Annotated in this window: 22 protein-coding genes; 14 read left to right on the top strand and 8 right to left on the bottom strand. The window is 72.0% G+C overall.

What is annotated here, in order from left to right:
• Positions 1 to 6: 6 nt before the first annotated feature.
• The gene (locus KLI87_RS28505; protein WP_250904299.1) at positions 7 to 1215 is read left to right on the top strand and encodes an MFS transporter; all 1209 of its coding nucleotides are present in this window, start codon (positions 7 to 9) and stop codon (positions 1213 to 1215) included.
• A 54-nt stretch (positions 1216 to 1269) separates the two neighbouring features.
• Positions 1270 to 1770, top strand: a complete 501-nt coding sequence (locus KLI87_RS28500; protein WP_156216483.1) for a MarR family winged helix-turn-helix transcriptional regulator — start codon at positions 1270 to 1272, stop codon at positions 1768 to 1770.
• Positions 1771 to 1784: 14 nt separating this feature from the next.
• Here the strand turns inward: KLI87_RS28500 and KLI87_RS28495 are convergent, their stop codons facing one another.
• The 4 genes from KLI87_RS28495 to KLI87_RS28480 form a co-directional block, all read right to left on the bottom strand.
• Positions 1785 to 2393: a response regulator gene (locus tag KLI87_RS28495; RefSeq protein WP_214619398.1), complete on the bottom strand. Its 609-nt coding sequence runs from the start codon at positions 2391 to 2393 to the stop codon at positions 1785 to 1787.
• Positions 2390 to 3577, bottom strand: a complete 1188-nt coding sequence (locus KLI87_RS28490) for a sensor histidine kinase (RefSeq protein WP_156216485.1) — start codon at positions 3575 to 3577, stop codon at positions 2390 to 2392. Before KLI87_RS28490 ends, KLI87_RS28495 begins: the two co-directional genes overlap by 4 nt.
• A 224-nt stretch (positions 3578 to 3801) precedes the next feature.
• On the bottom strand, positions 3802 to 4791 hold the full coding sequence (locus KLI87_RS28485) for a YafY family protein (RefSeq protein WP_214619397.1): 990 nt from the start codon (positions 4789 to 4791) through the stop codon (positions 3802 to 3804).
• Between the two features lie 46 nt (positions 4792 to 4837).
• Positions 4838 to 5536 carry an aspartate/glutamate racemase family protein gene (locus KLI87_RS28480; RefSeq protein ID WP_214619396.1) on the bottom strand — a complete coding sequence of 233 codons (699 nt, stop codon included), beginning with the start codon at positions 5534 to 5536 and terminating at the stop codon, positions 4838 to 4840.
• Positions 5537 to 5615: 79 nt separating this feature from the next.
• Here KLI87_RS28480 and KLI87_RS28475 point away from each other — a divergent pair, with 79 nt between their 5' ends.
• Positions 5616 to 6626, top strand: a complete 1011-nt coding sequence (locus KLI87_RS28475) for a LysR substrate-binding domain-containing protein (RefSeq protein ID WP_214619395.1) — start codon at positions 5616 to 5618, stop codon at positions 6624 to 6626.
• On the top strand, positions 6586 to 7041 hold the full coding sequence (locus KLI87_RS28470; protein ID WP_214619394.1) for a pyridoxamine 5'-phosphate oxidase family protein: 456 nt from the start codon (positions 6586 to 6588) through the stop codon (positions 7039 to 7041). Before KLI87_RS28475 ends, KLI87_RS28470 begins: the two co-directional genes overlap by 41 nt.
• Before the next feature lie 30 nt (positions 7042 to 7071).
• Here KLI87_RS28470 and KLI87_RS28465 read toward each other — a convergent pair whose 3' ends face one another.
• Complete coding sequence (locus KLI87_RS28465; protein WP_214619393.1) at positions 7072 to 9348, bottom strand: excinuclease ABC subunit UvrA; 2277 nt, start codon at positions 9346 to 9348, stop codon at positions 7072 to 7074.
• Between the two features lie 76 nt (positions 9349 to 9424).
• Between KLI87_RS28465 and KLI87_RS28460 the strand changes: the two genes are divergently transcribed.
• Positions 9425 to 10219: a TetR/AcrR family transcriptional regulator C-terminal domain-containing protein gene (locus KLI87_RS28460; protein ID WP_156216491.1), complete on the top strand. Its 795-nt coding sequence runs from the start codon at positions 9425 to 9427 to the stop codon at positions 10217 to 10219.
• A 258-nt stretch (positions 10220 to 10477) separates the two neighbouring features.
• Here the strand turns inward: KLI87_RS28460 and KLI87_RS28455 are convergent, their stop codons facing one another.
• Complete coding sequence (locus tag KLI87_RS28455; RefSeq protein ID WP_214619392.1) at positions 10478 to 11626, bottom strand: agmatine/peptidylarginine deiminase; 1149 nt, start codon at positions 11624 to 11626, stop codon at positions 10478 to 10480.
• A 556-nt stretch (positions 11627 to 12182) separates the two neighbouring features.
• On the opposite strand from KLI87_RS28455, the gene KLI87_RS28450 reads away from it, so the two are divergent.
• Both KLI87_RS28450 and KLI87_RS28445 read left to right on the top strand, forming a co-directional pair.
• Positions 12183 to 12926, top strand: coding sequence for a MerR family transcriptional regulator (locus KLI87_RS28450; RefSeq protein ID WP_214619391.1), 744 nt, complete (start codon positions 12183 to 12185; stop codon positions 12924 to 12926).
• On the top strand, positions 12926 to 13765 hold the full coding sequence (locus KLI87_RS28445) for a hypothetical protein (protein WP_214619390.1): 840 nt from the start codon (positions 12926 to 12928) through the stop codon (positions 13763 to 13765). Before KLI87_RS28450 ends, KLI87_RS28445 begins: the two co-directional genes overlap by 1 nt.
• 126 nt (positions 13766 to 13891) lie before the next feature.
• Here the strand turns inward: KLI87_RS28445 and KLI87_RS28440 are convergent, their stop codons facing one another.
• Positions 13892 to 14062 carry a hypothetical protein gene (locus tag KLI87_RS28440; protein WP_214619389.1) on the bottom strand — a complete coding sequence of 57 codons (171 nt, stop codon included), beginning with the start codon at positions 14060 to 14062 and terminating at the stop codon, positions 13892 to 13894.
• Positions 14063 to 14071: 9 nt separating this feature from the next.
• On the opposite strand from KLI87_RS28440, the gene KLI87_RS28435 reads away from it, so the two are divergent.
• On the top strand, positions 14072 to 14743 hold the full coding sequence (locus tag KLI87_RS28435; protein ID WP_156216495.1) for a response regulator transcription factor: 672 nt from the start codon (positions 14072 to 14074) through the stop codon (positions 14741 to 14743).
• A complete protein-coding gene (locus KLI87_RS28430; protein ID WP_214619388.1) occupies positions 14736 to 16088 on the top strand; it encodes a cell wall metabolism sensor histidine kinase WalK in 1353 nt (450 codons plus the stop codon). Before KLI87_RS28435 ends, KLI87_RS28430 begins: the two co-directional genes overlap by 8 nt.
• Positions 16089 to 16124: 36 nt before the next feature.
• On the opposite strand, the gene KLI87_RS28425 is transcribed toward KLI87_RS28430, so the two are convergent.
• Positions 16125 to 17018: a LysR family transcriptional regulator gene (locus KLI87_RS28425; protein WP_156216497.1), complete on the bottom strand. Its 894-nt coding sequence runs from the start codon at positions 17016 to 17018 to the stop codon at positions 16125 to 16127.
• Positions 17019 to 17101: 83 nt separating this feature from the next.
• On the opposite strand from KLI87_RS28425, the gene KLI87_RS28420 reads away from it, so the two are divergent.
• The 5 genes from KLI87_RS28420 to KLI87_RS41665 all read left to right on the top strand — a co-directional run bounded on the left by KLI87_RS28420 (position 17102) and on the right by KLI87_RS41665 (position 21802).
• Positions 17102 to 18355 carry an MFS transporter gene (locus tag KLI87_RS28420; RefSeq protein ID WP_214619387.1) on the top strand — a complete coding sequence of 418 codons (1254 nt, stop codon included), beginning with the start codon at positions 17102 to 17104 and terminating at the stop codon, positions 18353 to 18355.
• 34 nt (positions 18356 to 18389) lie between these two features.
• Positions 18390 to 19088 (top strand): alpha/beta fold hydrolase, encoded by a 699-nt coding sequence (locus tag KLI87_RS28415; RefSeq protein ID WP_214619386.1) that lies wholly within the window; start codon positions 18390 to 18392, stop codon positions 19086 to 19088.
• Positions 19085 to 19912, top strand: a complete 828-nt coding sequence (locus tag KLI87_RS28410; RefSeq protein ID WP_214619385.1) for an LLM class flavin-dependent oxidoreductase — start codon at positions 19085 to 19087, stop codon at positions 19910 to 19912. Before KLI87_RS28415 ends, KLI87_RS28410 begins: the two co-directional genes overlap by 4 nt.
• Complete coding sequence (locus KLI87_RS28405; protein ID WP_214619384.1) at positions 19909 to 20682, top strand: class I SAM-dependent methyltransferase; 774 nt, start codon at positions 19909 to 19911, stop codon at positions 20680 to 20682. The genes KLI87_RS28410 and KLI87_RS28405 overlap by 4 nt, the downstream gene beginning before the upstream one ends.
• A 352-nt stretch (positions 20683 to 21034) precedes the next feature.
• The gene (locus tag KLI87_RS41665) at positions 21035 to 21802 is read left to right on the top strand and encodes a septum formation family protein (protein WP_214619383.1); all 768 of its coding nucleotides are present in this window, start codon (positions 21035 to 21037) and stop codon (positions 21800 to 21802) included.
• Positions 21803 to 22063: the final 261 nt, after the last annotated feature.

The raw sequence follows: 22063 nt of genomic DNA, 5'->3' as shown, positions 1-22063 counted from the left end.
TTCCCCATGCCGATGAGCGCCGAGACCGCGTACGAGAAGCGGACGGTCGCGCGCGGGAGGCTGCCGCTCGGCGTCTACCTGCTCGCGTTCTGCCTGTTCGCGATGGGCAGCGCGGAGTTCCTGCTGGCCGGGGTCCTCCCGGCGATCGCGGACGACATGGAGGTGTCGCTGTCCTCGGCGGGCGCGCTGATCTCGGCGTTCGCCGTCGCCGTCGTCATCGGCGGCCCGCCGTTGGCGATCATGACGTTGCGCTGGCCGCGGCGGACGACGCTGGTGGCCGCCCAGGCCGTCTTCGCCGTCTCCGTCACCGTCGGGCTGCTCACCCCCAGCTACGCGGTGCTGCTGGGCACCCGGTTCGTCTGCGGGCTCGCCTACGCGGGGTTCTGGGCGGTCGCGGCGGTCACCGCGATCGGCCTCGTCCCGGCCGACCGCACCGCGCGGGCCTCCGGGGTCGTCGTCAGCGGCCTGAGCCTGGCGATGATCGCCGGTGGCCCGGCGGGCGCGCTGCTCAGCTACTTCACCGGATGGCGGGGCGGGTTCTGGGGCGTGGTCGCCCTCACCGCGGTCGGCGCGGCCCTGACCCTGCTGACGCTGCCCGCGACGAGCACGGGCACCGAGCCCAGCGTGCGGCGCGAGCTGCGCACGATGCGGCGCCCGCGGCTCTGGGTCGTGTTCGCCGCCACGATCCTGAGCACCGCCTCCTACATGATCACGTTCAACTACCTCGCGGTGCTGCTGACCGACGTCACCGGCCTTCCCGGGGTCTGGGTGCCCGCGGTCCTCACGCTGTTCGGCGTCGGCGCGTTCGCCGGCCTGTCGATCGGCGGCAGGATCTCCGACCGGCGGCCCTCCCACGCGCTGCTGGCCGGGGCGGTCGGGATCCTGGTCTGCTCCGCCCTGCTGGGGGCGCTCGCCGGGCGCGCGGTCGCGGCCGTCCCGCTCGTCCTGCTGCTCGGGGTCGCCGGGTTCGTGCTGAACCCGGCCATCTACGGGCGGGTGTTCGGCATCGCGTCCGAGGCGCCGACGCTCGCCGGGGCCACCACGGTCTCGGCGTTCCAGCTCGGCATCAGCCTCGTCCCCGCGTTCGCCGGGGCCGCCCTCGACGCGGGCGCCTCGATCACCTCCGTCACCTGGATCGGCGCCGGGCTGGCGGCGGCGACCGCGCTGACCGCCCTCCTGGACCGGGCGCTCTCGGCCCGCTCGCCGTTGTCTTAGCCCGTCGGTTGGCGCCGGTTGATAATCTCAATGTTGAGATACCGGAGGTAGCCGATGGCGGACGCGGTGGACGAGATCCTGGCCCAGTGGGGACGTGAGCGGCCCGACCTGGACGTGTGGCCGATGGGCATCATCGGCCGCGTCGCCCGGCTCCAGCTCGTCCTGCACCGGGAGCTGAAGGACTTCTTCGCCGGGCAGGGCCTGGAGACCTGGGAGTTCGACGTCCTGGCCACGCTGCGCCGCTCGGGCGAGCCCTACGAGCTGACGGCGGGGGCGCTGCTGAAGGCCGCGATGGTCACCTCCGGGGCGATCACCAACCGGATCGACCGGCTGGAGGCGAAGGGGCTGGTCGAGCGGGTCCGCGACGCCGACGACCGCCGCTCGGTCCGGATCCGGCTGACCTCGCGCGGGCTGTCTTTGGTCGACCAGGTGGTCGGGCTGCACACCGCCAACGAGGCGCGGCTGCTGGAGGCCCTGGACCCGGCCGACCGCGACCGCCTGGCGGGGCTGCTGCGGGGGCTCCTGGAGTCGCTGGGCGACACGTCCCCGCGCTGACGCGCGCCGACCGCTCAGAGCCAGCCGCGCTCGTCGGCGACCCGCACCGCCTCCATGCGGTTGCGGGTCGCGGTCTTGGTGATCGCGGCCGACAGGTAGTTGCGGACCGTGCCCTCCGACAGGTGCAGCCGGGACGCGATCTCGGCGACGGCCGCCCCGCCGCGCGCCACGTTCAGCACGTCGCGCTCGCGCCCGGTCAGCGGCGACTCGCCCACCGCGAGGGTCGCCGCGGCCAGCGCGGGATCGACGACCCGCTCGCCCGCCGCCACCCGGCGGATCGCGTCGGCGAGCGCCTCGGCCGGGGCGTCCTTCACCACGAACCTGACCGCCCCGGCCTCCATCGCCCGCCGCAGGTAGCCCGCGCGGCCGAAGGTCGTGAGGATCACCACGCGGACCCGCGGCGCCCGCGCGGCGAGCACGGCCGCGGCGGCCAGGCCGTCCAGCCCTGGCATCTCGATGTCCAGGAGCGCCACGTCGGGACGGTGCGCGCGGACGGCGTCCGCCACCTCGTCGCCCCGCCCGACCGACGCGACGACCTCGAAATCCTCCTCCAGGCCCAGCAGGGCCGCGAGCGCGGTGCGGATCAGCTCCTGGTCGTCGGCGAGCAGCAGCCGGATCGTCATGCCCCGTCCCCGCCCTCCCGGCCGTCCCCGTGCGCCGGGCCGAGCGTAACGCGCAGCCGCCAGCCGGGCGCGCCGTCCGGGCTCTCCGCGTCGAGGGCGGGCCCGGCCTCCAGCGTGCCGCCCGCGGCCGCGACGCGTTCGCGCAGGCCGGTCAGCCCGTGCCCGGACGAGGAGGGCAGGAGGGCGGACGGCCCGCCGGACCCGTCGTCGCGGATCTCCACCCGCGTCGCCGTCAGCGTGACCGTGCAGCGGGTGGCGCGCGCGTGCCGGACGACGTTGGTCAGCCCCTCGCGGACGATCCAGCCGAACAGCTCGCGGTGCTCGGCGTCCACCACGTCGGCGGCGGTGGGCAGGTCGGCGACGACGCCGGAGGCCCGCAGCAGCTCGCGGCCGCGCGCCAACTCGCCCGCCAGCGTCACGTTCCGGTAGCCCGACACCGCCGCGCGCACGTCGGCGAGCGCCTGCCGCGAGAGGCGCTCGACCTCGGTGATCTCCTCCAGCGAGCGCGCGGGGTCGTTCGCGGCCATCCGGCGCGCGAGGTTGCTCTTGACCGTGATCACCGTGAGCGAGTGGCCGAGCAGGTCGTGCAGGTCGCGGGCGATCCGGGCCCGTTCGGCCTCGGAGGCCAGCCGGGCGACCTCGGCGCGCGCCTCCACCAGCGCGAGGTTGGCGCTCGCCATCTCCAGGAACGCGTGGACGGTCAGCGCCGTGAAGACGATCATCAGCGCCTCCAGCCAGCCCGGACCCTGGTGCCAGGGCCGCACCGCCCACGGCACCACCAGCGCGGCGAGCGCGCCCGCCCCGGTGATCAGCGGAACGTGCCGTTTCAGCGCGACGACCGTGAACGACACCACGACCGCGCCCAGATAGGCGGCGACGTTGCGCGCGAACGGGAACGCGCCCGCGGCCAGCACCACCATCGCTCCGAGAAAAGCCCACATCCGGCTTCTGGATCCCCGCGTGAACGAATACGCCGCGAGCGCATAACAGCAGCAGAACGCGAACACGATCGAATATCCCGCGACGGCCGCGGCGCCATGCGAATACTGCGCGACCCCGACCGCCGTGACGGCCGGATAGACGAACATCCCGGCCGCCAGGACACCGCGCCGCCAACCGCTCGTCCAGCGCAGCGAGTCGCCCTCCGCGCTCCCGAGGGCCCCGCGCCCTCCGGCGTCCTCCATGGCGCGGACGGTAACACCGGCGGTCGGCGCCGCGTCCGCCCGGCCGGTCATCGCGCGGGGAGGCCGACGCCCATGTAGGCGTCCGCGAGAATCTTGACGGTGCGAAATTCTTCGAATGCCTGCGTCCGGCCGGTTTCACCGGCGATCACGTTCATGCCACCATCGTGTTCGCGGCGGGGACGTCGCGAACAGTGAGATCGCCCATCGCTTTCCGATGACATTTGTCATGGCGGCCCCGGCGGTTCCGTGAACGCCTCGACGGCGCGGGCCGCGCGGCCCGCGATGGCGGCGAGGTGCGGGGCCAGCTCCGGCGGGTCGAGCAGGGTGTAGTCGACGGTCAGCAGGGCGATCCGCGAAGCGAGGAACCACAGCGAGTCCGACCGGGAGTGCAGCAGGCACGACCGGTCGTCGACCGGCTCCAGGAACCCGTTCCACGCGGTGACGTGCTCGGCCGCCTCTTCGGCGGACACGTGCAGCCGCAGCCGGGCGCGGATCGTGCCGGAGCCCCCGGCCAGCGAGTCCATCGCCCAGGACGCCGCGTCCAGGCCGCCGGGAAGCCCGCGCGGCGCGGCGCGGACTCCGGTGCGCTGAGGCTCGCCGATCCGGTCGACGCGGAACGTCCGCCAGTCCTCGCGGTCCTCGTCGAAGGCGACCAGGTACCAGCGGCGGCCCGCCGCCACCAGCCGGTGGGGCTGCGCCAGGCGCCGTCCCCGGGTGCCGTCGGCGCGGGTGTAGGCGAACCGGATCCGCTCGTGCGCCACGCAGGCGGCGGCGAGGGTGGCGAGGAGGTCGGGGTCGATCGGCGCGGCGCCGTCCCGCATCGGGAGGGCGACGGAGGCCCGCGACAGCGAGGCCACACGGTGCCGCAGGCGGTGCGGGAGGACCTGCTCCAGCTTGGCCAGGGCCCGCAGGGAGGTCTCCTCGATCCCGGTGGCGGCGATCGCGGTGGCGGTGCGCAGGCCGAGCGCGACGGCGACGGCCTCCTCGTCGTCCAGCAGCAGCGGCGGCATCGCCGTCCCGGCGGTGAGGCGGTAGCCGCCGGTGCTGCCGTGCGTGGCGTGGACGGGATAGCCCAGCTCGCGCAGCCGTTCCACGTCCCGCCTGATCGTGCGGGGGGTGACGGCCAGCCGCTCGGCCAGCTCGGTGCCGGGCCACTCGCGCGGGGCCTGGAGCAGGGACAGCAGCCGCAGCAGCCGCCCGGAGGGATCACGCATACCCCCATCCTGCCGCCCCAATAGGACGTTCACCGACCTGATGGCCTCAGCCACCCGTCCGGCAGGCCGTGTCGAACGCGTGCTGGACGTGGATGCGTGTCGAGTCGAAGACGGGGACCGGGCTGTCCTCCGGCCCGATGAGCAGCGTGATCTCGGTGCAGCCGAGGACGACCCCGGCGGCGCCGCGCCGAGCGAGGTCGGCGATGACCCGGCGGAACGCGGCGCGGGAAGAGTCCTCCACCCGGTTCATGGTCAGTTCCTCGTAGATCACCCGGTGCGCCAGCTCGCGGCCGTCCTCGTCCGGGACCAGGACCTCCACGCCGCGTTCGCGCATGCGGGAGCGGTAGAAGTCCATCTCCATCGTGAACCTGGTGCCGAGGAGCCCAACGGTCTTCAGCCCGGACGCGAGGATCCGGTCGGCGGTGCTGTCGACGATGTGCAGGAACGGCACGCCGATACCGTCCTCGATCGTCCCGGCGACCCGGTGCATCGTGTTGGTGCACAGCAGCACCATCGCGGCCCCCGCGCGCTCCAGGTTCCTGGCCGCCCCGGTGAGGATCGCCCCGGCGGTGTCCCAGTCGCCGGCGCGCTGCAGCGCCTCGATCTCCGCGAAGTCCACGGTGAGCAGCACGCTCCGGGCGCAGTGGTGGCCGCCGAGCCGCCGCCGCGCCTCCTCGTTGAGCAGGCGGTAGTACTCCGCCGACGACTCCCAGCTCATCCCGCCGATCAGGCCGATGGTCCGCATGCCCCCATCGTGCGGCGACCGCCCGACCATCCGGTAGACGTGAGGTTCTTGGCCGACCCCCAAGGGATACTTATGTCCCATGGACGTCCGGCGGCTCCTCGTCTTCCGCGAGATCGCGCGGTGCGGGTCGATCGCGGGTGCGGCCCGGTCGCTCGGCTGGACGCAGCCCGCCGTCAGCCAGCACCTTCGGGCGCTGGAGCGGCAGGCGGGTCTGCCGCTGGTGGTGCGCTGCCCCCGGGGCGTCCAGCTCACCGAGGCGGGCGGGGTGCTGCTGCGCCACGCCGAGGCCATCGCCGCGCGGCTGCACGCCGCCGACGACGAACTCGGCGCGCTGGCCGGACTGCGCGCGGGGACGGTGCGGCTCGCCGCCTTCCCCTCGGCCGGCGCCACCCTCGTCCCCGCCGCGATGAGCCTGTTGCACCGGACCCACCCCGGCATCGACGTCCGGCTGCGCCAGGCGGAGCCGCCGGAGGCGCTCGACCTGCTCATGGACGGGCAGGTCGACCTCGCCATCGTCTTCGCCCACGAGGGCCACGAGCCGGTCGGCCCGGCCGGGCTGGAGCAGACACCGATCGGGGAGGATCCGCTCCGGCTCGTCCTGCCGGACTCGCACCCGCAGGCCGCCGATCTTCCCTCCGAGGTGGGTCTGCGGTCGTTCGCGGGGGAGCGGTGGATCTCGGGGTGCGAGCGCTGCACCGCCCACCTGCTCCGCGCGTGCGAGGACGCCGGTTTCGTGCCGGACGTCCGGCACAGCACCGACGACTACGTGGTCACCCAGGCGTTGATCGCCCGGGGGCTCGGGGTCGGGCTGCTGCCGCACCTCGCGCTCGGAGCGTTCCGGCATCCCGAGGTCACCGTCGCGGCCGTGGCGGGGCTGCGCCCCCGGCGCCTGTACCTGGTCCACCACCCGGAGGCCGACCAGATCCCCGCCGTGGGCCGCGCCGTCCACGCCGTCCGGCGGTCGGCCATCGGCGGGGGCCCCGTCGCGAGCACGGTCCGCGACGGTGCATCCTTTGTGGATCACACCGCTGACCAGGAGGACGACGCAGATGACCCCGCCCGCACGGACGAACGACCAGCGCAAGCGTGACACCCTGCACCGGCTCGACCACGATGTCGACACCTGGGTCAGCACGGCGGACCCGGCGGGCGGCACCCCGTACCTGGTGCCGCTGTCGTTCCTGTGGGACGGCTCGACCGTGCTGATCGCGACCCCGGCCGAAAGCCCGACCGGGCGGAACCTGAGGGCCACCGGCCGGGTGCGCCTCGGGCTCGGGCCGACCCGCGACGTCGTCCTCATCGAGGGCGTCGCGGAGCCGCTCGCCGCCGCCGAGCTGCCCGAAGGCGTCGGCGACGCGTTCGCCGCCAAGACCGGCTTCGACCCGCGCGACCTCAGCACCCCCTACCTGTACTTCCGCGTCGCCCCTCGGCGGATCCAGGCGTGGCGGGAGGTCAACGAGCTGAAGGACCGCGACCTCATGCGCGAGGGCGCCTGGCTCGTCTGAGCCGAGCCAGGCCGCCGGTCGGCGCCCGGGTCAGGCGACGTACTCGCGCAGGTGGCGGGCGGTGAGCGAGTCGCTCTTGGCCACCAGCTCGGCGGGCGTCCCGGTGAAGACGATCTCGCCGCCGTCATGGCCCGCGCCCGGCCCGAGGTCGATGATCCAGTCCGCGTGCGCCATGACGGCCTGGTGGTGCTCGATGACGACGACGGTGTTCCCGGCGTCCACCAGCCGGTCGAGCAGGGCGAGGAGCTGGTCGACGTCGGCCAGGTGCAGGCCGGTGGTCGGCTCGTCCAGCACGTAGGTGGCGGCCTTCTCCGCCATGTGGATGGCCAGCTTGAGCCGCTGCCGCTCGCCGCCCGACAGCGTGTTGAGCGGCTGCCCGAGCCCGAGGTAGCCGAGGCCGACGTCGGCGAGGCGGTCCAGGACGGCGCGGGCCTGGCCGGTGGTGAAGAACTCGCGGGCCTCGGCGACCGGCATCGCCAGCACCTCGCTGATGTCCTTGCCGCGCAGCTTGTAGGTGAGCACCTCGGGCGTGTAGCGCTTGCCGTCGCACTCCTCGCACACCGAGGCGACCCCGGCCATCATCGCCAGGTCGGTGTAGGTGACGCCGATGCCCTTGCAGGTGGGGCAGGCGCCCGCCGAGTTCGCGCTGAAAAGGGCCGGCTTCACGCCGTTGGCCTTGGCGAACGCGGTGCGGACCGGGTCGAGCAGGCCGGTGTAGGTCGCCGGGTTGCTGCGCCGCGAGCCGCGGATCGCGGACTGGTCGACAACCACGACCCCGTCGCGTCCGGGCAGCGACCCGTGGATCAGCGAGCTCTTGCCCGACCCGGCGACGCCCGTCACCACGGTGAGGACGCCGAGCGGGATGTCGACGTCCACGTCCTTGAGGTTGTGCTGGTTCGCGCCGGTGATGGACAGGTGGCCGGTGGGCTCGCGGACGTCCTCGCGCAGCCGGGCGCGGTGGTCGAGGTGGCGTCCGGTGAGGGTGCCGGACGCGCGGAGCCCCGCGACGTCGCCGGTGAAGCACACCCGCCCGCCCGCCGCGCCCGCGCCGGGCCCGAGGTCGACGACATGGTCGGCGATCTCGATGGTCTCGGGCTTGTGCTCGACGACCAGGACCGTGTTGCCCTTGTCGCGCAGCCGCAGCAGCAGGTCGTTCATCCGGCGGATGTCGTGCGGGTGCAGGCCGACCGTCGGCTCGTCGAAGACGTAGGTGACGTCGGTGAGGCTGGACCCCAGGTGCCGGACCATCTTCACCCGCTGCGACTCGCCGCCCGACAGGCTCGTGGACTCGCGGTCCAGGCTGAGGTAGCCGAGACCGATCTCGACGAGGGCCTCCAAAATGTCGCGCAGCGCCGCCAGCACCGGCGCGACGGAGGGGTCGTCGATCTCGCGGACGAACGCGGCGAGGTCGCTGATCTGCATGGCCGAGCACTCGGCGATGTTGCGGCCGCGGATCCGGCTCGACAGCGCCGCCGGGGCGAGCCGCGTGCCCTCGCAGGCCCGGCACGTGCTGAAGGTGACGGCGCGGTCGACGAACGCGCGGATGTGCGGCTGGAGGGACTCCTTGTCCTTGCTCAGGTAGAGCCGCTGCACCTTGACGAGCAGGCCCTCGTAGGTGGTGTTGAGGCCGCCGCTCTTGACCTTCGTGGCGGGCTTGCGGAGGAAGTCCTCCCACTGCTGCTCGGTGTAGTCGCGCAGCTTGACGTCGGGGTCGACGAAACCGGACCCGGCGAGGACCTTCCAGTACCAGGAGTCGACCGCGAAGTTCGGGACGGTCACGGCGCCCTCGTTGAGCGAGCGGTCGCGGTCGACCAGCTCCTCGACGTCGATCTGGGTGGCCCGGCCGAGGCCCTCGCACTCGGGGCACATGCCCTCGGCGTTGTTGAAGCTGAACGCGCTGGAGGTGCCGACGTGGGGGTCGCCGAGGCGGCTGAACACGATCCGCAGCATCGTGTGCGCGTCGGTCGCCGTCCCGACCGTGGAGCGCGCGTTGGCGCCCATCCGCTCCTGGTCGACGATGATCGCGGCGCTGAGGTTGCGCAGCCCGTCGACGTCGGGACGGCCGAGCGTCGGCATGAACGACTGGACGAACGCGGTGTAGGTCTCGTTGATCATCCGCTGCGACTCGGCCGCGATCGTGCCGAACACCAGCGACGACTTGCCCGAGCCGGAGACCCCCGTGAACACGGTGAGGCGCCGCTTCGGGACGTCCAGGCTGACGTCGGCGAGGTTGTTCTCCCTGGCGCCGCGGACCTCGATGACATCGTGGCTGTCGGCGGCCGTCCGGGACGTCGGCTGGGTCATCATCTTCCTTCGGCTTGATAAGCTTAGGCTGTAAGGAGTTGGGTGTGTCGGATCAGTTTATGCCATAAGGAGTCGTACTTTGGTCGTCTTCGCCGGGCAGGGCGACGCGCGCCGCACGATGGACCTGCTGTGGCGTCCGGACGCGGGGTCCGGTCCGCCGCGTCCCGGCCCGAGACCCGGTCTGAGCGTGGACGTCATCGTGGCGGCGGCGATCGCCGCCGCCGACGCCGAGGGCATGGCGGCGCTGTCGATGCGCGCGGTGGGGGAGCGCCTCGGCCGCACCGCCATGGCCCTCTACACCTACGTCCCGGGTAAGAGCGAGCTGGTCGACCTGATGTACGACCGTGCCCTCGCAGAACTACCGGACGCCTACGACATTTCGGCGGGCTGGCGTCCGGCGGTCATGGCCTGGGCGGAGGACTCCTGGGCGTTCTACCTGCGCCACCCGTGGATGCTCCAGGTCTCGCAGGCCAGGCCGGTGCTCGGCCCGAACGAGTACCGCGCGCTGGAGACACTGCTCGGGGTCCTGTCCGGCACCGGGCTCGGCGCCCGTGACACGCGGCGCGCGGTGGCGGCGCTGTCGCAGGTGGTGCGCGGCTCGGCCCAGACGCTCACCGAGTCGCGGCAGGTGGTCGGCGCGAGCGGGACGTCGGAGGCGGACTGGTGGTACGCGCGCACCGACGTCCTGGTGGAGGTCGCTCCGGACTTCGCGCACCGCTACCCCGCGTTGGCGCGGCTCGAAGCCGAGAGCCCCCCGTACACCCCGGACGGCGAACTCGCCACCTACCTGGAACTGGCGTCCCGCGAGGCGTTCGAGGGCGGCCTGGCCCTGGTCCTGGACGGCATCGAGACGACGATCGCCCGCACCGCCTGAGCCTGGGCCGTCCGATCGCCACCAAGCAGGCATGGCCAGGCCGTGACCGCGGGTCGCGGAGTCGGTCAGCACGATGTGGGTGCGGACGGCGGCGTACATCCTCAGCAGCGTGGCCTCGATGTCGGTCCGGTCGGCGGTCGGCGCTGCCGCTCGCAGTGTGCCGAGAGTCCACGGTCCGGGCCTGCGCGCGGTAGGGCCACGTGCCCGTGGCCGTGGCGAACACCCTGCTGGCCGGTAGGTGGGTAGCCTCGAAGCGCCTTATCCGGTCGCGGCCCGGGGCTGGTCGTGGGTGGCGCAGTGGATGCCACCGCCTCCGGCGGCGATGTTGTCGATCCTCAGTTGGCGGATCTCGCGGCCGGGGTACTGCTCGGCCAGGATCTGCCGGGCGTGGTCGTCGGCGGCGGCGTCGCCGAACCTGGGCAGAAGGACGACCTTGTTGGCGATGGAGAAGTTGGCGTAGGAGGACAAGAATTCCTCGCCCCGGCCGGTGATCTTGTCAGGGTCGGGCTGGGGCAGCTCGATGACCTTCAATTTCCTGCCGCGGGCGTCGGTGGCGTCGGCCAGCACCTGCTTGGCCTGAGCGGAGGCGCGCGACCATACGTCCGGCTCGGCGCCGGGTGCGGGCCGGTCCAGAAGGACGACCCCGGGTGCGGTGAAACGGACCAGGCAGTCGATGTGGGCGTCAGTGATGTCCTTGCCGGCGACCCCGGCGAACCAGATGACCTTGGTAACGCCCAGCGTCCGCTTGAGCTCGTCCTCGATCTGCTGCCGGGTCTTGCCGGGGTTGCGGTTGCGGTTGACCAGGGAGCTCTCGGTCACCAGCAGCGTCCCCTGCCCGTCGGTCTCCAGCGCGCCGCCCTCGCTCACCAGCCAGGTCGCCACCCGCGGGATCTCGTACTTCGCCAGGACCGCGCGGGCGACGCGCGCGTCCTGGTCGTGGGGCTCCTGCTTGCCGCCCCATCCGTTGAAGTTGAGATCCACACCGGCCAGGGAGCGGTTCCGCTCGACGAAGACCGGCACCGTGTCGCGGGCCCACAGGTCATCGGCGGGGATCGGCACCACCTCGACGTCGTCGCCGCAGGCCCGCTGCGCCGCGTCGGCCAGTTCCGGCCTGGCCATCATGACCACCGGCTGATAGCCGCCGATCGTGCGTGCCAGGGCGGCGATGTCGCCCTGCACGGCACCCGCCTGCCCTCCCCAGATGTCAGAAGTGGGCCAGCACATGAAGGTACGGGCCTGCGGTTCCCATTCGGCGCCGAGCCGCAGCCCGGCCGTGGCCGTCGAGGGGCCGACCGCCTGATCGCCGCTCCCGGAGCAGGCGGCGACCCCGGCCACGAGCGCGCCGCACCCGGCCAGGGAGCGCAGCGCACTTCGGCGGGACATGCCGGAGGCGGAAGACTCGGACACGGCAGACACCCCAGGATCGAGATCGGCTCGGTCGGGCACACCGGGGCGGACACGGACGTGCCGAAGAACCACCCCCCTCATGCCCGACCCAGATCCCGAACAAACAACGCCGCTCGGCTCTGACCTGGCGCTATGGATGATCGCCTCTTGCCGGCGCGGCCGGTCGGTGCCGCGTTCCGGCCTTGAGTGATGATCCGATGGCCCGACGGACGGCGCAGCAGGTGCAGTGCTTGGTCAGGGGACTCCGATCTCGGAGGGACGGACGGTGCCGGACGCATCGACCTGAAGTTCACCGGCTCCCCGGTAGGCAGGTCGCCACCGTGCACCCTCACCTGTGAGGAGGACGGAGACGTCCGCGCCGCACGTTCGAGCTGACCGAGTGGTCGCGCCCGGCGAGGCGCCCGAGCGACTATCGAATCTGCTGGCGCGGTTTGACAACGGTAGGGACTGCGGAGAGCGGGCAGGCGGTAACGGGGTTCTCGCGGTCGCGGGCTCCTGGGGGAGAGATCGCCGAGCCGCTTGACCTTGACGTAGCGTCAGGGTCCGTAATGGGGGCATGCGGATCGGAGAGCTTGCCGCGCTGGTCGGGGTCTCGACGCGTGCGGTGCGGCACTATCACCATCTCGGGGTGCTGCCCGAGCCGGAACGGCTGGCCAACGGGTACCGGGAGTACCGGTTGCGGGACGCGGTCGTGCTCGCGCGGGTGCGGCGGCTGACCGAGCTCGGGCTCTCGCTCGGGGAGGTCAGGGACGTCCTGGCCGACGGCCGGGGGCGTGAGCTGCGCGAGGTGCTCCTGGAGCTGGACGCGGATCTGGCGCGCCAGCAGGAAGCGCTGCGCGAGCGGCGGGAGCGGCTGGCCGAGCTGCTGACCCGGACCGATCTGGACGCCGACTCGACGGTGCCCGCCCAGGCCGCCGCCGTTTTGAAGAGCGCGGCGCCGGGTGACTCCCGGTTCGCCGGCCTGGACCGGGAGATGCTGACACTGGTGGCGAGCCTCGGCGCGGAGGAGGAGCGGCAACGGTTCCTCGCGGTGCTGGCGCCGCTCACCGATCCCGAGGTGGCCGCGCGCAGCCACGCGCTCTACGCCCGGCTCGACGAGCTTGAGGACGCGCCCGCGGACGATCCCCGGACCGAGACCCTGGCCCGCGACCTGGCGGCCCACCTGCCCGAGCCGATGGCCCGGCTCATGGCCGGCAACCCCGCCGACGAGCCCCGGATGTGGGCGTTGCTGGAGGAGCTCCCGCCGGCGCAGGCCGAGGTGTTCAGGATCTTGTCCCGCATCCTGAAGGGGACGCTCTGATGGTGCGCCTGGCCCGTGCCGCGCTGTTCATCGTCGTCCCGGCCGAGGCCGTCGCCTTGATCCTTCCGGCGTCGGGCGTCCGACCTCCCGAGTCCGTCGTCGCGGTGGCCGAGGCGGCGGTGTCCGTGCTGTTCGTCGTGGAGGCGGCCGTCGCCGTCCGGCTGTGGCGGGCCCATCGCCGCACCGGCCTGAGCCGCCGCGCGGCACTGCGCACGGCCTACGAGGAACTCGTGCCGCTGAAGGTCCGCCGGATCATCGGGTTCGACACCAAGGGAATGGTCAGCCTGGCCCTGTTCGCCGCCCGTCGTGAACACGGCGTCCCGGACGGGGCCAAGGCGGTCTCCTATCACCGCGAGCAGAACATGTTGATGCTGATGTTCATGTTCGCGATGGTGGTCGAGGCGGTCGCCTGCGAGTTCCTGCTGCGCGGCGTCGGCGCGCCCGCGCCGCTGCGCAACGCCGTCCTCGCCGTCGATCTGTACGGCATTCTGATCGGCCTGGCCATCGCGGCGTCCGGCGTCACCCGCCCCCACGTGATCTCGGAGGACGAGGTGAGGGTCCGGTGGGGAGGATTCGTGGACCTGCGGATCCCCCGCGACCTGATCATTTCGGCCCACCGGGTGCGGAACTTCAACGAGGACAAGCACTTCCTGCTTCATGACGGTACCTTCGCCCTGGCGACCGGGTCCCAGACCAATATCGTCATTCAGTTGAGCGAACCGATCTCCGTCACCCGGCCCCTCGGCGGGCGAGACCGGGCACGGACGATTCGCTTCTTCGCCGACGAGCCCGACGAAGCGCTCCATGCCCTCACCGCCGTCCGCGCCGCGGTCAGATGATCCGGTGGCCTGCGCCACCACGCCGTAGCCCAGCGAGGGCAGGCTGACGATCACTGACCGGTAGAAACGGCGCGGCGAAGACCGGAACCGGACGGAAATGGTCGCCCAGCGGTTGAAAAGACCCCTTCACGAGCGGATCGACTGCTCGAATATTCCGATGTCATATCCGGTGCTCCGCATCTGGCGGTGGCGGTTCACCGAAAGCGCGGAATAGGCGGCGAGCAGGCTGACCGGCGCTGAATGCCGGCTGAAGCAACCTGAAGCCGATTTCAGGATCGCGCGGCGCCGTGCTGCCATTATGACCCGATGCGATTGCTGCTGGTGGAGGACAACGAACGACTGACGACCACGCTGGCCCGCGGCCTGCGAGCCGAAGGGTACGGGGTCGACGTCTCCCATAACGGTCAGGAGGGGCTGAGCCGTGCCCTTGCCCACCCCTATGCCGTGGTCGTCCTGGACATCATGCTGCCCGGGCTCAACGGCTTCGCCGTCTGCGAGCGGCTGCGCCGGAGCGGCAGCACGGTGCCGATCCTCATGCTGACCGCCAAGAACGGCGAGTACGACGAGGCGGAGGCGCTCGACACGGGCGCCGATGACTACATCAGCAAGCCGTTCTCCTACGTCGTCCTCATCGCCCGGCTGCGCGCGCTGCTGCGCCGCGGCGGCGCGACCCGTCCGTCGGTCCTGACCGCCGGAGACCTGCGGCTCGACCCGGCCGCCCGCCGGTGCCACCACGGCGTGACCGAGATACGGCTCACCGCGAAGGAGTTCGCGGTGCTGGAGTGCCTGGCCCGCCGCCCCGACGAGGTGGTCACGAAGATCGACATCATCGACGAGGTCTGGGACCACGCCTTCGACGGCGATGTGAACATCGTCGAGGTCTACGTCCGCACCCTGCGCCGCAAACTTCCGTCCGGCCCGGCCGCGATCCAGACCGTGCGCGGGGCGGGGTACCGGCTGGTGACGACCCATGCCTAGGCGGCTCGGATCGGTGCGGGCACGAGCCGCGCTGGGCGCGGCGCTCGCCGCCGCCGTCGTCTTCGGCGCCGGCGGCTGGTGGGTCCGCGACGCCATCGAGGACCAGTGGATGAGCGCGGCACGAGAGGCGGCGACGCGCGACGCCTTCTCGGTGGCCTCCGCCCTCGAATCAGGGGCCGGACCGCGCGGCACCGACTCCTCGTTCGCCGTCGTCCGCACCGATGGGCGATGCGTGATGACGGGCGGTACGGCCTTCGACGGCGATCTCGACCGGCCGCTACCTGGATTCCCTCCAAGGGTCGGGTGGAGCGTCCGTACAGTCCGAGGGAAGGGCCGGTTCGTCGTCGGCACCACCGACGTGCTGCCCGCCGACCGGATCGAGAAGCTGACCGGCGGCGGCGGGCAACCCGCGCAGCGCCTGACGGTGTACGTGCTCGTCTCGGCGTCCGACACCGAGACGGCCGTCGCCACGGTCGATCGCCTGCTCGGCTGGGGGCTGCCGCTCGCCGTACCGTTCGTCGGCCTGATCGCCTGGTTCGTCACCGGCCGGGCCCTGCGGCCGGTGGAGGCGATCCGGGTGAAGATGGCGGACGTCAGCGCCCGCGCGCTCGACCAGCGCGTCCCCGTACCGGACACCGGCGACGAGATCACCCGCCTGGCCCGGACCACCAACGAGACCCTCGACCGGCTCGAACACGCCCACCACCGGCAGCAACGCTTCGTCGCCGACGCCTCCCACGAGCTGCGGACACCACTCGCGGGCCTGCGCAACTCACTGGAGATCGCGCTCGCCTACCCGGAGCGAACGGACTGGCCCGGCACGGTCGCCACGGCGCTGGCCGACGCCGACCGCCTGCAACGCCTGGCCGAGGATCTCCTCCTGCTCGCCTCGCCCGCTCGCGCCGCGGCGACGCCCTCGGACCTCGCCGACATCGTCGAGGAGCAGATCGCCGAGCGCGCCCACACCGGCGACGGCCCCACCTTCACCGCGCGTACGACCCGTCCCGCCCTCGTACGCGAGAGCGAGACCCGACTCGCCCGGATCGTCCGCAACCTGCTCGACAACGCGGCCCGGCACGCCCGCGCACAGGTGACGGTGACCGTCGCGGCCACCGACGGCAGCGTCACGCTGACCGTCGCCGACGACGGTCCGGGCGTCCCGCCGGAGGAACGCGAGCGGATCTTCGAGCGCTTCGTCCGCCTCGACGACGCCCGCACCCGCGCGGACGGCGGCACCGGGCTCGGGCTCACGATCGTCCGCGACCTCGTCACCGGTCTGGGCGGCACCGCCCGCATGGCGGACCACTCCACCTTCGTCGTCACACTTCCCGGCCACGAAGAATGATCGCCACCGAGCCGAGGCGGATCCTCGCGGACGGTGTCACATCTGGTCGGCCAGGTTCCTGGCGGCTTCGACGGCGATGTCGATGGCCCGGGCCGCGAGTGGTGAGTGGTTGCGGCCGGCGGGCCAGCACAGGTACCACGTGCAGGTGGGCGATGGTCGCAACCGGTGGACGGTGAGCCGCTCGTCCGACCAGGCGTCCGAGCCGTAGAGGGCGAGCCACGGCAGGACCGCCGAGCCTATGCCCGCCCGCACCATCGACACGATGGTGTCGTGGCCGGTGGTCCGGAACACGATCCGGGGCCGGGCGCCCGCGTTCGCAAGCGCCCTCTCCAGCCATTTCTGGTGGGAGGTGGGCGGCCAGGCGACCATCGGGACATCGTCGAGCAGCTCGACCCCCACCGGGCCCTCGGGGAACGCGCCGGAGGCGGCCACCAGGAGGTGCGGCTCGTCGACGAGCCCGACGTGCTCGACGTCGCCGTCGATCCGGTCGTAGTGGAACAGCAGGTCGAGGTCCCCGATCCGCGGGTTCCTCGGATCCACCTCGGAGAGCCTGATGTCGCAGCCGGGGTGCTCGCTCAGCAGCCGGCGGACGACGGACGGGAGGATGAGCCTGGTCGCCCCCTGGAAGGTGCCGATGTCGATCCGGCCGTGGCCCGCGCGGTAGCGGTCGACGGCGTCGCCCAGCGCCTCGGCCTTCCTCAGCAGGTCGCGGCCGTGGGCGAGGACCACCTCACCGAGGGGTGTGATCCGTACCGGCCTGGGGCCTCCGGGACGGTCGAAGACGGCGCCGCCGACGGCCTTCTCCAGCGCGGCGATCTGCTGGCTCACCGACGACTGGGTGTAGCCGAGCCGGCCCGCCGCCCGTCCGAACGTCCCCTCCTCGGCGATGGCGGCCATGGTCCTGAGGTGGCGCAACTCCACGTCGGTCATGGCGATGAGCATAACGAGGAGCGATCAATATGATCGGAATCAATCGCTTTTCTTAATGAAGTGCCGCTCCTAGGGTCATCGGCATGACGATCCACAGAGCTCCGGTGCGGCCGGACCTGCCGAACCTGGTCTGGGCCCTGGCGGCGACGCATTTCGTGAGCCGGGCCGGCGGGGCCGTGCAGTCGTTCCTCGTCCTCTACCTGACGCAGGAGCAGGGGCTGTCGCCGACGACCGCGGGCGCCGTCGTGGCGGCGGTCGGGGTCGGGGGCATCGGTTCACAGGTGCTCGGCGGCTGGCTGGGCGACCGGATCGGCCGGCGCCACACCATGCTGGCGGGGTTCCTCGGGACCACCGTGGCGATCGTCGCGCTCGGCTCGGCGGACACGCTGCCGGCGATCTGGGCGGCCGCGGTCGCCGTCGGGCTGATGACGGACCTGTTCCGCCCGGCCGGATCGGCCGCGGTGGCCGATCTCCCGCCACGGCAGCGGATCCGGGCCTTCGGGGTGCTGTTCTGGGCGACCAACCTCGGCTTCTCCGTGGCCACGGTCACCGCCGGGGCCCTGGCCCAGCACGGGTACGGGATGTTGTTCTGGATCAACGCCGTGGCCGCGGTCGCCGCGGCGCTGATCGTCTGGCGGCGGGTTCCCGAGACCCGCCCGCCGGCGCGGAGACAGCCCCGGCAGGCGCTGCTGCCGACGCTGGTACGCGACCGGCTGATGATCGCCATGGTGCTGCTCCACGTCGCCTACTTCACGCTGTTCCTACAGACGTTCGCGACGCTCCCGCTCGTCATGACGGCGGACGGGCACGGCCCCGCGACCTACGGCGCGGTGCTGGCCCTGAACGGCATCGTCATCGTCGCGGGCCAGCCGCTGGCCGTCCGGCTGCTCGGGGGCCGCGACCCCAGCACCGTGCTGGCCGTCTCCATGCTCATGGTCGGCGCCGGCGTCGGTGCGGGCGCCGTCGTGCACGGCGTCGCGGGTCAGGCGGCGTCGGTCCTGGTCTGGACGCTCGGGCAGATCGGCATCGCGGTCATGTTCGGCGCCACGTTCGCCGGCATCGCGCCGGCGGGGCTGCGCGGCAGGTACATGGGCGTCGCCTCCGCCGCCTGGAGCGCCGGCGCGATGCTCGGCCCGCTGGCGGGCACCATCCTGCTCAACCATGCCGGACGGCCGGCCCTGGCGGTGGCGTGCGCGATCACCGGGATCGCGCTGTTCGCGGGGCAGCAGGCGCTCGGTCCGGCGCTGCGCTGCCGGACCGCGGCCCAGGAGCACCGGCGTCCGCCGGTCCACTGCGCGTCGGTTCGCGCCGGGCGGCCGGCGTACGCGAACTCATGAGTGACCGCATTCCAACGATGGGAGGAAAGGTTCGATGAGCACCTTCGTATTGATCCACGGTGGGGGAGACGTCGGGTGGTACTGGCACCTGGTGGAGGCCGAACTGCGGGCGCGGGGGCACGACGTGGTGGCGCCCGATCTTCCCGCCGACGATGACGGGAAGACCCTGGTGGACTACGCCGACGCCGTGATCGAGGCCGTCGCCGGGAAACGGGACCTGGTCGTGGTGGGCCACTCGTTCGGAGGCTTCACCGCCCCCCTGGTCGCCGATCGGCTCTCCGCCGACGCGCTGGTCCTGATCGCCGGCATGATCCCGAGCCCGGGGGAGTCGCCGGACGAATGGTGGTCCAACACCGGATGCGGCGCCGCCGTCAAGGAGCAGGCCGAGCGGGACGGCGGCCTCACCGGCAACCCGGACCCGTTCGTCAGCTTCTACCAGGACGTGCCGCGGAAGCTGGCCGAGGAGGCGCTGAGCAAGGAGCGCGCCCACCCGTCGAGGGCCGCGATGGCCGCTCCGTGGCCGCTGGACGCCTGGCCGGACGTGCCGACGAGGTTCGTCCTGTGCACCGAGGACCGCACCTTCCCGCCGGACTTCGTCCGGCGGCTGGTCGAGGAGCGGCTCGGCATCGTCCCGGACGAGATCGCCGCAGGCCACTGCGTCGCCCTCAGCCAACCCGAAGCGGTCGCGGACCTGCTGACCGGCTACGCGGACACGGAAGGGGCCCGACCATGACCGGGTTGCGTTCGGCGCTGTGGCTGCCGATATTCGACGACCTCGCCGAACCGGCGGTGGTCGCGCGCCTGGCCGCCGAGGCCGAGGAGGCCGGCTGGCACGGCCTGTTCGTCTGGGACCACATCCGCTGGCGGTCCCCGGCCCAGCCGGTCGCGGACCCGTGGATCACGCTCGCCGCGGTGGCGACCGCCACCGAGAACCTCCGGTTCGGCCCGATGGTCACGCCGCTCGCCCGCCGCAGGCCGGCGAAGGTCGCCAAGGAGACCGCGACACTGGACCGGCTCAGCGGCGGCCGCCTCACCCTGGGCGTCGGACTCGGCAGCAACCGCTTCGCCGACGAGCTGCGCGCGACCGGCGAGGAACTCAGCGACCGCGAGCGCGGGCAGATGCTCGACGAGTCACTGGAGATCCTCACCGCCGCATGGTCCGGCGGGCCGGTGCACCACCACGGCCGCCACCACACCATCGACGGGGTCTCCTTCCTCCCTCGGCCGGTTCAGCGGCCCGGTGTGCCGGTGTGGGCGGCGGGGTTTCCCGGCAACGCCAAACCGCTGCGCCGCGCCGCCCGGCACGACGGCTTCTTCCCCATCAACCTCGAACACCCGGACCAGGTCGCCGGCATCGCCGCGACCATCACCGAACTCCGCCAAAGGAACACGGCCCCGTACGACATCGCCGTCGCCCTCCCGCCCGCGACCGATCCGGCGCCCTTCGCCAAGGCGGGCGCCACCTGGTGGTTGGCGGAGTTCGATCCCGACACGGTGTCGCTGGACGAGGTACGGGGCGTCCTCCGCGAAGGCCCGGCGGAGCGGAACCACCGATGACCGTGACGTCGAAAGGCGAGCACACCGAGCTGTTCGACTACGACGCGGAACTGCGCCTGCACAACGAGCACTTCCGCGCCGCCGCCCGCGTCGGCCCCGGCGACCGGGTGCTCGACGTCGGCTGCGGCACGGGCCAGTCCACCCGCGAGGCCGCCCGCGCCGCCGTCAACGGCAGCGCGCTGGGCATCGACGTCTCCGCGCGAATGCTCGAACGGGCCCGCCGGCTCAGCGACGTCCAAGGACTGACCAACGTCACCTACCAGCAGGCGGACGCCCAGGCGCACCGCTTCCCACCGGCGCGCTTCGACCTCTGCGTCAGCAGGTTCGGAGCGATGTTCTTCGCCGACCCGGTCGCCGCGTTCACCAATATCGGGCGCGCCCTACGACCCGGAGCGCGCCTGGTGCTGCTGGTCTGGCAAGACCGCGACCGCAACGAGTGGGCCTCCACGTTGTCCCCGATCCGCGCCACCCCCAGCCCGGCCCCCTTCTCCCTCGCCGACCCGTCCACCACGAAAGGCATCCTTACGGCAGCGGGCTTCACGGAAGTCGACTTCACCGACGTGCACGAGCCCGTCTACTACGGCCCGGACACCGCGACGGCCCTCGACAACGTGCTCCACCTGGCGGAACTCAAAGACCTGCTCACCGCCCCCGGCGCCGCGAAGACCGGTCGGGCACGCGCGCGACTGCGCACCACCCTCGCCGCCCACGCCACCGACGACGGCGTGTACTTCGACTCACGCGCCTGGCTCATCACAGCCCGCCACTAACCGCTACCCAAGGTCAGCATCGCGCCCTGACACTCACCGCCAGGAACCCCGCGCCCACCGTCGGGGAACCGCACCTGGACGACGCGGTCGTCGTCGCGGGCCCATACCCGACAGTGGGCACACATTGCCCTCTAATCGACAATTGGGCCGGGCTCGGACAGATATGACAACACATGGCATCCATTGGGCACCCGGCCCAGGACATCCCCTTTGTCGGCATCAGAAGATCGTTCTGAGCGGCTTGGCGTCATCCATAGCCAATCGACGATTCAAAGGCTCCCCACCCATCGCGCGGCTACACTACGGCACAGCCAGCGGGCTTGACCCCTACAAGCGAGGTGCGTGTGGCCAGGTGAGCGAGGACGGCACCGAAGGTGAAGGGCGACACAGCGGAGCGTCACGACTTGTGAGGCAACTCTCCTCACCCCAGGTGCTTTCCGGAGTGGCGGCCACCCTGATTTCCACGGTGATCATAAAATTCCTCGGCAAGCTGAACATCGCCTCGGTCACCCTGATCATCAGCGTGACCGCGCTGGTGGCTTCCGTCGCCGCCCTCAACCGCATCCACCGAGATGGCGGCAGGGTCATCTTCTGGGCGGCCGCGGCCACGACGATTATCAGTTCGGTGGTCTTGGCGGGCGCGGCAGGCTGGCTCCTCAAGCTGCGTCCCGAGGGCCAGGGCGCAGCCCCGGCGAACTCGCCCGCCGCGACCGCCACCGTGACGCTCACCCCACCTCCGTTCATGAAGCTGAACGACAACTTCTCGGTGGGTGAATGCGTGCTGGCGCCGCAAGTGCACCAGCAGAACAAGGAAATACCGGACCGCCTGAACACGGTCTCATGCTTGGCCGCCCACGACGCCGAAGTCTACTTCGTCGGCGATATCTGGCCCTCCGGGCAATCACACCCTGGCGAGGTGAAGGTGAACGAGCGCACCGACCGGTGGTGCGACGATTCCTTCCGGAAATACATCCAGACATCTTCGAAAGACTCCATCTTTGACTACGATTACTGGTACCCGGATCGCGATGAATGGACAAAGGGGGATCGCCGCGTCATCTGCATCGCCTTCCTGCCGGGCAAATCCCTCAACTATTCGATCAGGGGGATGCGGCAATAGCGTGGATCACCTCAGCGGTGGCGGGCGGACGACGGATCCGGAGGCTCGCCGACCCTGTGGCCACCGCGCTGACCCTTCGCGAGCGGGGAAGCCCGTCCAAGACGTCCAGGCCGGGGGACGGGGGAGGACTCGGTCGCGGAGGACGGCGGGCGCCGGTGTGGTCCAGGGAACAGGCGGACGCGGTGGTCGCGATGCTCTCGGCGGGGTCGCGCCGTTTGTTCGGCTCGAACAACGGCTAATATCTGCGCTGCGTTGATTGAT

This window comes from Actinomadura sp. NEAU-AAG7 (assembly GCF_018603865.1).
GTDB lineage: Bacteria > Actinomycetota > Actinomycetes > Streptosporangiales > Streptosporangiaceae > Spirillospora > Spirillospora litoris.
This window is presented reverse-complemented; position numbering and strand designations above follow the sequence as displayed.